General features: G+C 72.9%; 12 protein-coding genes. 8 read left to right on the top strand and 4 right to left on the bottom strand.

The features are described from left to right. Positions 1–18 precede the first annotated feature (18 nt). The 6 genes from OO52_RS27955 (at position 19) to OO52_RS27930 (ending at position 8,313) form a co-directional block, all read left to right on the top strand. Positions 19–1,149, top strand: coding sequence for a sensor histidine kinase (locus OO52_RS27955; protein WP_030654741.1), 1,131 nt, complete (start codon positions 19–21; stop codon positions 1,147–1,149). Positions 1,150–1,301: 152 nt separating this feature from the next. Next, positions 1,302–2,423, top strand: coding sequence for a phenylalanine--tRNA ligase subunit alpha (gene pheS / locus OO52_RS27950; protein ID WP_031186297.1), 1,122 nt, complete (start codon positions 1,302–1,304; stop codon positions 2,421–2,423). After that, positions 2,423–4,936 (top strand): phenylalanine--tRNA ligase subunit beta, encoded by a 2,514-nt coding sequence (pheT, locus tag OO52_RS27945; protein ID WP_030654747.1) that lies wholly within the window; start codon positions 2,423–2,425, stop codon positions 4,934–4,936. Before pheS ends, pheT begins: the two co-directional genes overlap by 1 nt. Positions 4,937–5,102: 166 nt before the next feature. After that, positions 5,103–6,167: a PP2C family protein-serine/threonine phosphatase gene (locus OO52_RS27940; protein ID WP_037630526.1), complete on the top strand. Its 1,065-nt coding sequence runs from the start codon at positions 5,103–5,105 to the stop codon at positions 6,165–6,167. 200 nt (positions 6,168–6,367) lie between these two features. Further along, positions 6,368–7,708, top strand: coding sequence for a hypothetical protein (locus tag OO52_RS27935; protein ID WP_030654752.1), 1,341 nt, complete (start codon positions 6,368–6,370; stop codon positions 7,706–7,708). Positions 7,709–7,773: 65 nt separating this feature from the next. Beyond that, positions 7,774–8,313 (top strand): NUDIX hydrolase, encoded by a 540-nt coding sequence (locus OO52_RS27930; RefSeq protein ID WP_078629572.1) that lies wholly within the window; start codon positions 7,774–7,776, stop codon positions 8,311–8,313. Between the two features lie 8 nt (positions 8,314–8,321). Here the strand turns inward: OO52_RS27930 and OO52_RS27925 are convergent, their stop codons facing one another. Together OO52_RS27925 and OO52_RS27920 are read right to left on the bottom strand one after the other, a co-directional pair. Further along, positions 8,322–8,582 carry a hypothetical protein gene (locus OO52_RS27925; protein ID WP_030654756.1) on the bottom strand — a complete coding sequence of 87 codons (261 nt, stop codon included), beginning with the start codon at positions 8,580–8,582 and terminating at the stop codon, positions 8,322–8,324. Between the two features lie 194 nt (positions 8,583–8,776). Next, positions 8,777–9,637, bottom strand: coding sequence for a 3-hydroxybutyryl-CoA dehydrogenase (locus tag OO52_RS27920; RefSeq protein ID WP_030654758.1), 861 nt, complete (start codon positions 9,635–9,637; stop codon positions 8,777–8,779). 171 nt (positions 9,638–9,808) lie between these two features. On the opposite strand from OO52_RS27920, the gene OO52_RS27915 reads away from it, so the two are divergent. Further along, positions 9,809–11,089, top strand: coding sequence for a glycoside hydrolase family 10 protein (locus OO52_RS27915; RefSeq protein ID WP_234339858.1), 1,281 nt, complete (start codon positions 9,809–9,811; stop codon positions 11,087–11,089). On the opposite strand, the gene OO52_RS27910 is transcribed toward OO52_RS27915, so the two are convergent. Both OO52_RS27910 and OO52_RS27905 read right to left on the bottom strand, forming a co-directional pair. Continuing rightward, on the bottom strand, positions 11,090–11,287 hold the full coding sequence (locus OO52_RS27910) for a DUF1918 domain-containing protein (protein WP_030654762.1): 198 nt from the start codon (positions 11,285–11,287) through the stop codon (positions 11,090–11,092). It lies immediately after the preceding gene. A gap of 19 nt (positions 11,288–11,306) precedes the next feature. After that, positions 11,307–12,218: a DMT family transporter gene (locus OO52_RS27905; protein ID WP_030654765.1), complete on the bottom strand. Its 912-nt coding sequence runs from the start codon at positions 12,216–12,218 to the stop codon at positions 11,307–11,309. Between OO52_RS27905 and OO52_RS27900 the strand changes: the two genes are divergently transcribed. Further along, positions 12,217–13,683, top strand: coding sequence for a PLP-dependent aminotransferase family protein (locus OO52_RS27900; protein WP_196945619.1), 1,467 nt, complete (start codon positions 12,217–12,219; stop codon positions 13,681–13,683). The two genes, OO52_RS27905 and OO52_RS27900, sit on opposite strands and share 2 nt — an antisense overlap. Positions 13,684–13,685 lie beyond the last annotated feature (2 nt).

The raw sequence follows: 13,685 nt of genomic DNA, 5'->3' as shown, positions 1-13,685 counted from the left end.
GAGAGGTGGGGTACGGGGATGAGTGTGGCCGGCACGAGCACCGCGCCGGAAGGAGGGGACGCGCGCCGCGCGTCCGCGCCCCGGTGCGCCGGCTCCGGCGTCGATCCCGACCAGTTGCCCGACGGCCTCGTCGTCGCCGACGAACACGGCCGCGTGACCTGCTTCAGCGCCGCCGCCGCGCGGATCACCGCGGTGCGGCCCGCCGACGCCCTCGGACAGCCCCTGGAGAAGGCGCTGCCCCTGGAGGACCTGGAGGGGCGCCGCTGGTGGCAGCTCACCGATCCCTACGGCGGGCTCGCCATCCGGGTGCGGCAGCCGGAGCGCAATCTGCTGCTGCCCGGCGGCCGGGAGGTCCTCGTCTCCGCCCGCTACGTGCGCGACGAGCCGCTGGGGCCGGTGCGCAGCGTGGTCGTCTCCCTGCGGGACACCGAGGCCCGCCGCCGCACCGAGCGCAGCCACGCCGAGCTGATCGCCACCGTCGCCCACGAGCTGCGCTCCCCGCTGACCTCCGTGAAGGGCTTCACCGCCACCCTGCTCGCGAAGTGGGAACGCTTCACCGACGACCAGAAGCGGCTCATGCTGGAGACCGTCGACGCGGACGCCGACCGGGTCACCCGCCTGATCGCCGAACTGCTGGACATCTCCCGGATCGACTCCGGGCGGCTGGAGGTGCGCCGCCAGCCCGTCGACATCGGCGCCGCCGTCTCCCGGCACATCCAGGCCTACGTCGCCGCCGGCCAGCCCGCCGACCGCTTCCTGCTCCGCATCGAACAGCCGCTGCCCGCCCTGTGGGCCGACCCCGACAAGATCGACCAGGTGCTCAGCAACCTCATCGAAAATGCCGTGCGGCACGGCGAGGGAACCGTCACCATTGACGTCACGCCCACGCCGTCCCCGCGCGAGGGCGAGGAGAACGGCACGTCGGTCACCGTGAGCGACGAGGGGCCCGGCATCCCGGAGGAGTCCATGAACCGCGTCTTCACCCGTTTCTGGCGGGGCAGCAAGCGCGGCGGCACGGGCCTCGGGCTGTACATCGTCAAGGGCATCGTGGAGGCCCACGGCGGCACGATCACGGTCGGCCGGGCCGCCGGCGGCGGCGCCGAGTTCCGGTTTACGTTGCCCGTGAGCGCGCCGGCGTATCTCGCCTAGCGGCCCACGGGCCATTCGTCTACGTCCACCCCGTTAGACTCGGCCTTTGGCACCTTTGTGTCCTGCACGGCCCTCTACGCCGGTCACGGGGACCATCCGCCAGGGGGCACCTCCCAGCGTCAGCTGGGGGACAATCGGAAGCACGGGAAGAGATGTCGGCACCCAATAAGTCGTACGACCCTGTCGAGGTCGAGGCGTTGAAACCGGAAGAGATCGAGCGCATGCGGGACGAGGCGCTCGCCGCCTTCGCCGCCGCGGACTCCCTCGACGCGCTCCACGAGGCCAAGGTCGCCCACACCGGCCCGGCCTCCCCGCTGGCCCTCGCCAACCGCGAGATCGGCGCCCTGCCCCCGCACGCCAAGGCCGAGGCCGGCAAGCGCGTCGGCATGGCCCGCGGCGCCGTGAACAAGGCCCTCGCCACCCGCCAGACCGAGCTGGAGGCCGAGCGGGACGCCCGCGTGCTGGTCGAGGAGGACGTCGACGTCACGCTGCCGTACGACCGCGTCCCGGCCGGTGCCCGCCACCCGCTGACCACGCTCTCGGAGCGCATCGAGGACATCTTCGTGGCCATGGGCTACGAGGTCGCCGAGGGCCCCCAGGTCGAGGCGGAGTGGTTCAACTTCGACGCCCTGAACATCGGCCCGGACCACCCGGCGCGCGGTGAGGCGGACACCTTCTTCGTGCAGGGGCCCGACGGCGGCGCCGAGTCCGGCGTCGTGCTGCGCACCCACACCTCGCCCGTGCAGATCCGCTCCCTGCTCGACCGTGAGCTGCCGGTCTACGTGATCTGCCCGGGCCGCGTCTACCGCACCGACGAGCTGGACGCCACCCACACGCCCGTCTTCCACCAGGTCGAGCTGCTCGCCGTGGACGAGGGCCTGACCATGGCCGACCTCAAGGGCACCCTCGACCACATGGTCCAGTCGCTGTTCGGCGAGGGCATGAAGACCCGGCTGCGGCCGAACTTCTTCCCCTTCACCGAGCCGAGCGCCGAGATGGACATGCTCTGCTACGTCTGCAAGGGCGAGTCCGTCGGCAACCCCGACCGGCCCTGTCGCACCTGCTCCAGCGAGGGCTGGATCGAGCTGGGCGGCTGCGGCATGGTCAACCCGCGGGTGCTCACCGCCTGCGGCGTCGACCCGGAGAAGTACAGCGGCTTCGCCTTCGGGTTCGGCATCGAGCGGATGTTGATGTTCCGCCACAACGTCGAAGACATGCGAGACATGGTCGAGGGTGACGTCCGGTTCACCCGGCCGTTCGGGATGGAGATCTGATGCGGGTCCCGCTTTCTTGGCTGCGGGAGTACGTCGACCTGCCGGCCACGGAGACCGGCCGCGACGTCCAGGCCAAGCTCATTTCGGCCGGCCTGGAGGTCGAGACGGTCGAGCAGCTCGGCGCCGACCTCAAGGGCCCCCTGGTGGTCGGCCAGGTGCTGACCATCGAGGAACTGGACGGTTTCAAGAAGCCGATCCGCTTCTGCACCGTCGACGTCGGCCAGGCCAACGGCACGGGCGAGCCCCAGGAGATCGTCTGCGGCGCCCGCAACTTCCAGGTCGGCGACAAGGTCGTGGTGGTCCTCCCCGGCGCCACGCTGCCCGGCGGCTTCTCCATCTCCGCCCGCAAGACCTACGGCAAGACGTCCCACGGCATGATCTGCTCCAGCGACGAGCTGGGCATGGGCGACGACGGCACCCACGGCATCATCGTGCTGCCGCCGGAGACCGAGGTCGGCAAGGACGCCATCGAGCTGCTGGAGCTGGTCGACGAGGTCCTGGACATCGCCGTCACCGCCAACCGCGGCGACTGCCTGTCCATCCGCGGTGTCGCGCGCGAGACCGCCATCGCCTACGGCCTGCCGCTGCGCGACCCCGCGCTGATCGACGTCCCCGCGCCGAACGCCTACGGCTACCCGGTCCAGGTCTCCGACCCGTTCGGCTGCGACCGCTTCACCGCGCGCACCGTCACCGGCCTGCGCCCCGAGGCACGCTCCCCGATCTGGCTCCAGCGCCGGCTGCAGAAGGTCGGCATGCGCCCGATCTCGCTCGCCGTCGACGTCACGAACTACGTGATGATGGAGCTGGGCCAGCCGCTGCACGCCTACGACCGGTCCCTGGTCCAGGGCACGATCGGCGTGCGCCGCGCGCAGGAGGGCGAGAAGCTCGTCACGCTCGACGGCGTCGAGCGCAAGCTGCACGCCGAGGACCTGGTCATCACCGACGAGCGCGGCCCCATCGGCCTCGCCGGTGTGATGGGCGGCGCCAACACGGAGATCGCCGACCACGAGGACGGCGTCAACGGCACGACCGACGTCGTCATCGAGGCCGCCCACTTCGACGCCGTCTCCATCGCCCGGACGGCCCGCCGCCACAAGCTGCTCTCCGAGGCGTCCCGCCGCTTCGAGCGGGGCGTCGACCCGCAGGCCGCCGCTGCCGCCGCGCAGCGCACCGTGGACCTGCTGGTCCTCCTCGCGGGCGGTACCGCGGAGGCCGGCGTCACCGAGATCATCGCGCCCTCGGCCCCGCACACCATCGCCCTCCCGGCCGGCCACCCGGACAAGGTCGCGGGCGTCGACTACGGCCGGGAGACGGTCGTGCGCCGTCTCCAGCAGGTCGGCTGCGACGTGTACGGGCAGGACGAACTGGTGGTCACCGTCCCGTCCTGGCGCCCCGACCTGGTCGACCCGAACGACCTGGCCGAAGAGGTCATCCGCCTGGAGGGCTACGAGAACCTGCCCTCCACGCTGCCCAAGCCGCCCTCGGGCCGTGGCCTGACCCACCGCCAGCGGCTGCACCGCCGGGTCGGCCGCGCGCTGGCCGGCGCGGGCTACGTCGAGGCGCCGAACTACCCGTTCGTCAGCGAGCAGGTCTTCGACCAGCTCGGGCTGGAGGCCGCCGACCCGGCCCGCCGCGTCGTGAAGCTGGTCAACCCGCTCAACGACGAGGAGCCGGCGCTGCGCACGACGCTGCTGCCGGGCCTGCTCGGCGCGCTGCGGCGCAACGACGGCCGGGGCTCGCACGACCTCGCCCTGTTCGAGACCGGGCTGGTCTTCCTGCCGCGCGAGGAGTCGCGCGGCGCCACGCACCTGCCCGTCGACCGGCGTCCCACCGACGAGGAGATCGCCGCGCTGAACGCCGCGCTGCCCGAGCAGCCCCGGCACGTGGCCGTCGTCCTCGCCGGCGCCCGCGAGCAGGCCGGCTGGTGGGGCAAGGGCCGTCCGGCCGACTGGGCCGACGCGGTCGAGGCGGGGCGTGCCGTCGCCCGGGAAGCCGGTGCCGAACTGATCGTCCGCAAGGGCCAGTACGGTCCGTGGCACCCCGGCCGGTGCGCCGAGCTGGTGGTCGTCGCCGACGGCGCCGAGCAGGTCGTGGGCCACGCGGGAGAACTGCACCCGCGGGTCCTCAAGGCCCTGGGGCTGCCCGAGCGCACGTGCGCGATGGAGCTGAACCTGGACGCCCTGGAGACGGTGGGCGACGGTACCCCGCAGGCCCCGGGCATCTCCACGTTCCCGGTCGCCACGCAGGACGTCGCCCTCGTCGTCGACAAGCCGGTGCCGGCCGTGGAGGTCGAGGCGGCGCTGCGTGAGGGTGCGGGTGAGCTGCTGGAGTCCATCCGGCTGTTCGACGTGTACGAGAACGCCGAGCAGTTGGGGGAGGGCCGGAAGTCGCTCGCGTACGCGCTGCGGTTCCGGGCCGCCGACCGCACGCTGACCGTGGACGAGGCTTCGGCCGCGCGGGACGCGGCGGTCGCCCTCGCGGGCGAGCGGACCGGGGCGGTGCTCCGGGGCTGACGCCTCCGCAAGCCGCATAAATGCGGGTTGACCGGCGGGGACTCACTCATTCGGGTGGGAAGTGAGGGTGATCCTCCCCGCCCGGGTCATGCCGTCGACAGAATCGGACCGGCCTTTCGGGGTCGGTCCGATTCCTCTGTCAGGACCCACATGGGGGACCAGAGGCATGATCCGCATCAAGGCACGGGCGCCCACCGGGCGGGCAGCCGTACTGCCCACGGTCTGGGGAGCCGTCGCGGTCGGCTACAAGTTCGGCTGCCCGCTCGCCCAGCAGAACGGGCTCGGGGCCCGCATCGTCACCAGTGCCGTGTTCTTCGCCGTCGGCACCGGCCTCATAGTCCATGTCCGCCGCTCCCTGCTGCGGGAGCTGCGGCTCGCCCGGCGGGCGGCGAACGCCGCGCAGAACGTCGTCCTGCGTCCGCTGCCGCCACGACTCGAGGGGATCGACGTCGCCGCCGCGCAGCTCTCCGCAGACCGGGGTGCGAGCGTCGGCGGCGACCTGTACGAGGCCATCGCCACGGAACACGGGGTCCGGGTGGTGATGGGGGACGTACGGGGGCACGGTCTGGCCGCCCTCGGCACCGTCGCCGCCCTCCTCGGCAGTTTCCGCGAGGCCGCCCACGACGAGCCCGAACTCGGCCGCGTGCTCCGCAGGCTGGACCGCGCACTCGCCCGCCACCTGCGCGAACGCGCCCGCGCCGAGCACCCCGCGAACGGCCCCGCCGACTCGGACAACCCGGTCGCCGAGGAGTTCGTGACCGTGCTCCTCCTGGAGATCGGCAGGGACGGCGAACTGCGCGTCCTCAACTGCGGGCATCCGTGGCCGTACGCGCTCAGGGGAACCGGGGTCGAGCAGTTGGCCTGCGGGGACCCCCTTCCGCCGCTGGGACCGTTTCCGCTGCCGACGGAGCTGGACGTCCTGTCCTGCGGCCCACTGCATCCGGGGGAGTCCCTCGTGCTCTTCACGGACGGGGCGGAGGACGCGCGGGACGGCCAGGGCCGGTTCTTCTCGCTGCCGGACGCCTTGCGCGAGGCCGTACGCGACCACCCGGTCCCGCCCCAGGCGGTCCTGCGTGCCCTCTTCACGGGTCTCCTGCGCCACACGGTCGGCAGGACGACGGACGACGTCGCGGTACTGGTCCTGCGGAACGGCCGAAGAGGGGCACCCCGCAACTCCCCGGGAACCACGCACTCGGCCCTGACGCACCCGCAGCCGACGACGTACCGCTAGGCCCCGTGGCCCCCGGCCAAGCCGCCGTCGTTCGAGGGGGAGCCGGCGGCTTGGCCGGCCTCTTGCGAGGCATCTCAGTCAACCGGATCGACACGCTCCGCGACAGCGCGCGTACGCCGCGGATACGGGCACTCGGTTCACACCCCGTGTGAACGCGGAGCCACTACGCTGACCGCACCAGGCCACTCGGGGGGCATTCCATGCAGCCCAACACTCTGCTCGACGCCATCCTGGACGAGGCGGGGATCTCGCACGCCGGCCTCGCCGCCCACGTCAACCAGGCGGGCCGCGCCCGCGGACTCGCGCTGCGGTACGAACACACCGCCGTGGCACGCTGGTTGAAGGGCCAGCGGCCCCGGGGACAGGTGCCGGACCTGATCTGCGAGGTGCTCGCGGGACGGCTGCAGCGGCCCGTCACGCTCGACGACATCGGGCTCGGGGTGCCCGGCGAGCCCAGCACCCCGCACGCCGGTTCGCTGGGCGGGTTCGTGGAGCGGGCCACCGCGCTGTGGCGTTCGGACGAACAGCAGCGGCCCCATGTGCTGGGCGCCCCGGCCGTCACCGGGACCCCGGCGGTGATGCCGGTGTGGGAGTGGGAGAACCCGCCCGAGGACGTCGACGTCTCCCGTGGCGGCCGGCACCGGGTCACCACGGCCGACATCGAGATGCTGCGCGCCGCCCGGACGCACTACGAGCAGATGTACCGCAAGGCCGGCGGTATCGCGACGCGGACGCGGATCGTCGGGTTCCTCAACGCCGAGGCCGCGCCGCTGCTGCGCGGCAGCTACACCGATGCCACCGGCCGCCAACTGCACCGCGCCACGGGCGGGCTGGTGGCGATCGCGGGCATCTGCGCGTACGACTCCGACGCGCACGGGCTCGCCCAGCGCTACTTCCACCAGGCGCTGCGGCTGGCAAAGGCCAGCGGGGACCGGGGCCTTGGGGCGTACGTCATCGCGCTGCTGGTCAACCAGTCGCTGTTCATGCGGGAGTACCGGCAGGCCGTCGCCTTCGCCGAGGCCGCGCTGCGCGCCGCCGGCCGGCACATCACCCCGGCGCTCGCCTCCGACCTCTACGCGATGCAGGCCAAGGCGTACGCGCACCTCGGGGACAGCGGCAGCGCGCTGTCCTGCATCCGGCGGGCGGAGACGGCGGCCGAGCGGATCCGGCGGGGCCACGAGCCCGACGAGACCGGGTACGTGCAGCCGGGGCTGGTCAACGTGCAGGTGGCCGAGGCGCTGCTGAGCCTCGGGGAACTCGCCGCCGCCCGGGAGCACGCGGCGGCGGCCGTCGACAACCCGGCCCACGACCGGGGGAGGGTGCACCGGCTGGCCATGCTCAGCACCATCGAACTGCGCCAGGGCAACGCCGACAAGGCCGTCGTCACCGCCGTGCGGATGGCGGAGCAGGCACGGGGAATGGAGTCCCAGCGGCTGCGCGACAGACTGCGCGCGGTACGCGAGCACCTGGTGCGATGCGGCTCGGCCGGCACCGCCGAAGCCGCCGAACTCATCGACGGGGCACTGCGCGTACCGCTGTAGGCCCCCTGTAGGTGCACCGTCCCTGCTGCGATATTGCCACTTACTCGGCGGAAGGTGGCAGAACCGTGCAGTGGACGAAACAAAGCGAACAAACCGTGTATGCGAACCGCTGGTTCAGCGTCAATCTCGCGGATGTCGAGCTGCCGGACGGCCGGCACCTCGACCACTTCCTCATCCGGCTGCGCCCCGTGGCCGTGGCCACGGTCGTCAACGAGGCGAACGAGGTGCTGCTGCTGTGGCGGCACCGCTTCATCACCGACAGCTGGGGCTGGGAGCTGGCCGCGGGCGTCGTCGAGGACGGCGAGGACATCGCGAGCGCGGCGGCCAGGGAACTGGAGGAGGAGACCGGCTGGCGGCCGGGGCCCCTGCACCACCTCATGAGCGTGGAGCCGTCCAACGGCCTCACCGACGCCCGGCACCACGTCTACTGGTCCGACCGGGGCGAGTACGTCGGGCACCCCGTGGACGACTTCGAGTCGGACCGGCGGGAATGGGTTCCCCTGAAACTCGTCCCCGACCTGATCGCCCGTGGGGAGGTCCCGGCCGCCAACATGGCGGCCGCGTTACTCCTGCTGCACCACCTCAGGCTTGCCGAAGGTCAGTGAGCCGGCGGCTAGTGGGCCGCCAGCGCCTGCCAGACCGTCACCACGAGCGCACCGAGCGCGGTCAGCGCGGCGAGCGAGGGCAGCGGCCAGCGTGCGTGTTCCAGCGAGGCCATCCGGGAGTTCAGCTCGTCCAGTTCCTTGGCGGTCTCCTCGGTACGGTGACGCAGCAGCGCCAGTCCTCCCTCGACACGGGCGTAGGCCACGTCGAGGCGGCGCCGTAACTCTGCGAGTTCTCCATGGACCACGGGATGCTCCTGATCGGCGGTCACGGGTCCGCTCCCCTCTGTAGTCGAAATGGATGGTTCCGCATCCCTTGCATGCGCATGCAGAGTCAACTCGCCTGGTGGGCGCGTGGGGAGCGTGTGCGAAGGGCATATGCGTGCCCGGCGCGCACACGGTGTGTGAAACAGATGGGCCCGGCACCGAAATCCGGTGCCGGGCCCGCGGGCGTCGCTCTTCGTAATCAGCCGTACGTGTAGAAGCCGGAGCCGGTCTTCCGGCCGAGCCGGCCCGCCTCCACCATGCGCTGGAGCAGCGGGGGAGCGGCGTACAGCGGCTCCTTGTACTCGGCGTACATCGAGTTGGCGATGGAGACGATGGTGTCCAGGCCGATCAGGTCGGACAGCTTCAGCGGGCCCATCGGGTGGGCACAGCCCATCTCCATGCCGTTGTCGATGTCCTCACGGCTCGCGATGCCCGACTCGAACATCCGGATCGCGGACAGCAGGTACGGCACCAGCAGCGCGTTCACCACGAACCCGGAGCGGTCCTGGGCACGGATGGCGTGCTTGCCGAGCACCTTCTCGGCGAAGACCTGGGCGCGGCTGAGGGTGCCCTCGGAGGTGGTGAGCGCCGGGATCAGCTCGACCAGCTTCTGCACCGGGGCCGGGTTGAAGAAGTGGACGCCGACCACGTGGTCCGGGCGGGAGGTGGCGACCGCCAGCTTCACCAGCGGGATCGAGGAGGTGTTGGAGGCCAGGATCGCGTCCGGCCGGGTGACCACATGGTCGAGCACCTGGAAGATCTCGGTCTTCACCTGCTCGTTCTCGACGACGGCCTCGATCACCAGGTCCCGGTCGGCGAACTCGCCCAGGTCGGTGGTGAAGCTCAGCCGCGCCTGGGTGGCGTCCCGCTCCTCCTCGCTGATCTTGCCGCGCTCGGCGGCCTTGGCCAGGGAGTTGAACAGCCGGGTACGGCCGATCTCCAGGGCCTCGCCGGTGGTCTCGGCGACCTTCACGTCCAGTCCCGAGCGGGCGCACACCTCGGCGATGCCCGCGCCCATCTGGCCGCAGCCCACGACTCCGACGCGCTCGATGTCGGTCACATCGTTCCCTTCGCTGAGTTCTCCGGCTCGCTGGCAGACCTCCGGGTTCGGCGCCTGCTCCGATCGTGCACGTTACCGCCAAGTATCGATGATCGATCGCCGGGGTGGGGGCATCCTGAACCGCGGAACGATCCGTGACGGAGCGGATCCGGAGCGTATGGGGGTGTGCCGATGGGGCGCATGTCGCGGCGAACCCTGGCCCTGGGCGCGCTGTCCACGCTGGCGACGGTACCGGGTGTGCCGACGAGGGGCGCGGCGGTCCCGGCAGCGGGCCGGGCCGGTCCGGCTCCCGGCCCGCACCCCTCCGGACGCGCCTCACGCGCGGGCGCCGGGATGCGGGGCGTCTGGATCGCGACCGTCGTCAACCGGGACTGGCCCTCGCGGACCGGTCTCACGGCGAGCGCGCAGCGCAAGGAGCTGATCGCCCACCTCGACCGGGCGGTCCGCGACCGGCTCAACACGGTGATCCTCCAGGTGCGGCCCACGGCCGACGCGCTGTGGCCGTCGCCGTACGAACCCTGGTCCGAGTACCTCACCGGCACCCAGGGCAGGGACCCGGGCTGGGATCCGCTCGGCACGGCCGTCCGGGAGGCGCACGCCCGGGGCCTGGAGCTGCACGCCTGGTTCAACCCGTACCGGATCGCGCAGCACACCGACCCCGGCCGGCTGGCCGCCTCGCACCCGGCCCGCGAGCACCCCGACTGGGTGGTGCCGTACGGCGGCCGGCTCTACTACAACCCCGGCCTGCCCCAGGTCCGCGCCTTCGTGCAGCGGGCGATGCTCGACGCGGTCGCCCGGTACCCGGTCGACGCCGTCCACTTCGACGACTACTTCTACCCCTACCCGGAGGCCGGGCAGACCTTCGACGACGACGACGCGTACGACCGCTACGGCGGGGCCTTCTCCGGCCGGGCGGCCTGGCGCCGGGACAACATCGACACCCTGGTGCGGGAGATGGCCGCCGGCATCAAGCGGGTCCGGCCCGGCACCCGGTTCGGGGTCAGCCCGTTCGGGGTGTGGCGCAACGCGACGACCGACGCCCGCGGCTCCGACACACAGGCGGGTGTGGAGACGTACGACGACCTGTACGCGGACACCCGGGCCTGGGTCCGCAACCACTGGATCGACTACATCGTGCCGCAGCTCTACTGGCACATCGGCTACTCCGCCGCCGACTACGCCCGGCTCGTGGCCTGGTGGGCGGAGGTCGCCGAGGGCACCCCGACGCGTCTGTACATCGGCGAGGCCCTGTACCGGGCGGGCGCCGCCGGGCAGCCGTCGGCCTGGCGGGACCCGGTCGAGCTGTCCCGGCACCTGACCCTCGCCGCCCGGTACCCGCAGGTGCGCGGGCACGTGTTCTTCGCCGCGGCGGACCTGGCGGCCGATCCGATCGGGGCGATGGCACGGGTGGTCGCCGACCACTACCGCGGGCCGGCGGAACCACCGCGCTGACTACTGCTGTTGCTCGTCCTTGTGCTTGACCTGGCAGTCGGGTCCGGGGGACATGATCGCCTCGTGCCCGTCCTCGAAACGGACGCGGTAGGGCGGGCTGCCCTCCTGCCCGAGCACTTCTACGACTTCCGAGACGTGGTCGTGCTGACCCACCACCCTGCCGTGCTGGACCAGCTTGTCGCCCTTGGATGCGCGCATCTACAGGCCCTCCTCACGATCACGACCGCTGAGTGACGGCGATGCACACGAGCACGGCGACGGCGGTCAGGGGAGCGGCCGCCGTGAAGTGCTCGCCCAGCAGCAGCGCCGACCACACCAGTGTGAGCAGGGGCTGAGCCAACTGCAACTGGCTGGCCCGGGGGATGCCGATGGCCGCCATCCCCCGGTACCAGACGAGCAGCCCGAGGAACTGCGAACCGAGCGCCACCCACAGCAGGCCCGCGACACCGTGCGCGCTCAGGTGCACCGGCTCGTACGACAGCGCCAGCACCGAGGCCGGCAGGGTCAGTGGCAGGCACAGCACCAGCGCCCAGCCGATGACCTGCCAGCCCGGCATGACCCGGGCCAGCCGGCCGCCCTCGGTGTAGCCGGCCGCGCACACCAGCAGCGCCCCGAAGAGATACGCGTCGGCCGCGGTGAGCGCGCCGCCGCTCTGGGCGACCGTGAAGGCGAGCACGGCCGCCGCGCCCGCCACGGCCGCCAGCCAGAACCGGCGGGACGGCCGGGCGCCGGTGCGCAGCGCCGAGAACACGGCCGTGGTCAGCGGCAGCAGGCCCACCACGACGGCCGCGTGGGCGGTGGTGGACGTCTGCAGCGCGAGCGTGGTCAGCATCGGGAAGCCGAGCACCACGCCGGCGGCCACCACGGCGAGCCCGGCGAGATGCCGCCGCGCCGGGAGCCGTACGCGCAGGGCCAGCAGACAGCCGCCCGCCACGAGTGCGGCGAGGACACCGCGCACCGCCACCAGCGACCAGGGACCGAAGCTCTCCAGACCCCAGGCGGTCGAGGGGAAGGTCAGCGAGAAGGCGACCACGCCGAGGGCGGCCTGGACGGTGCCGAGCCCCCGGGACTCCCGCGGAGCGCTGACTGCTATCGGGCTCGCGGTAGTAGCGCTACTCTGTGTTCTCATGCAACAGCGTAGCAGCGTGGGCGAACTGGCAGAACAGTTGCGGAGGGAACTGGACCGCTACTCTCCGGGTGGAAAGCTCCCGTCGAGCCGGGCGCTGGTCGAGCGGTTCCGGGTGAGCCCGGTGACCGTCTCCCGGGCGCTCGCCCAGCTCGCCGCCGAGGGCCTGGTGGTCACCCGGCCGGGCGCGGGCGCCTTCCGGGCCCGGCCGCACCGGGGCGACACCCCCGCCGGGGACACCTCCTGGCAGGAGGTCGCGCTGAGTGCCGACGGCGCCGCCGATCTCGTACCGCGCACCGTGGACGCCTCGGGCGTCACGGTCTCGCTGGCCGCCCCGCCGCCCGGGGTCCTGGAACTCAGCGGCGGCTACCTGCACCCCTCCCTCCAGCCCGAGCGCGCCATGGCGGCGGCCCTCGCCCGGGCCGGGCGGCGGCCCGGCGCCTGGGGGAGACCGCCGCTGGAGGGGCTGCCGGAGCTGCGGGAATGGTTCGCGCGCGGGATCGGCGGCGCCGTCACCGCGGCCGAGGTGCTGATCGCGGCCGGTGGCCAGGCCGCGCTGGCCACCGCCCTGCGCGCGCTCGCCCCGCCCGGCGCCCCGGTGCTCGTGGAATCGCCCACGTACCCGGGCATGCTGGCCCTCGCCCGCGCGGCCGGGCTGCGGCCCGTCCCGGTGCCCGTCGACCCCGACGGGGTGCGCCCGGACCTGCTCGCGGACGCCTTCCACGCCACCGGTGCCCGCGTCTTCGTCTGCCAGCCGCTGTTCCAGAACCCGACCGGCGCCGTGCTGGCTCCCGACCGGCGCACCGAGGTGCTGCGCATCGCCCGCGAGGCCGGCGCGTTCGTCGTCGAGGACGACTACGTCCGCCGGCTCGTGCACGCCGACGCGGGACCGCTGCCCCGCCCGCTGGCCGCCGACGACCCGGACGGCGTGGTCGTCCACGTCGGCTCGCTGACCAAGGCGACCTCGCCCAGCTTCCGGGTGAGCGCCCTGGCCGCGCACGGACCGGTGCTGCAACGGCTGCGCGCCATCCAGGTCGTGGACAGCTTCTTCGTCCCCCGGCCGCTCCAGGAGGCCGCCCTCGAACTCGTCGGCTCCCCCGCCTGGCCCCGCCATCTGCGGGCGCTGTCGGCCGAGCTGAAGAGCCGCCGCGACGCCATGACGAGCGCGCTCGCCCGGCACCTGCCCGACCTCGCCCTGCCGCACGTCCCGTCCGGCGGCTACCACCTGTGGGTGCGGCTGCCCGACGGCACCGAGGAGTCTGCGGTGACCGCGGCGGCCCTCCGCGCGGGCGTCGCCGTCACCCCGGGCCGCCCGTACTTCAGCGCCGACCCACCCGCCGCCCACCTCCGCCTGAGCTTCGCGGCGGTCGCCGGCACCGGGGAGATCGCGGAGGGGGCGCGGCGGCTGCGGGCGGCGTACGACGAGGTCACCCGTAATCCGCTCGTCGCGCGGCAGCCCGGCCTGTGAGG

The organism is Streptomyces flaveolus (assembly GCF_000716535.1).
Lineage (GTDB): Bacteria > Actinomycetota > Actinomycetes > Streptomycetales > Streptomycetaceae > Streptomyces > Streptomyces flaveolus_A.
This window is presented reverse-complemented; position numbering and strand designations above follow the sequence as displayed.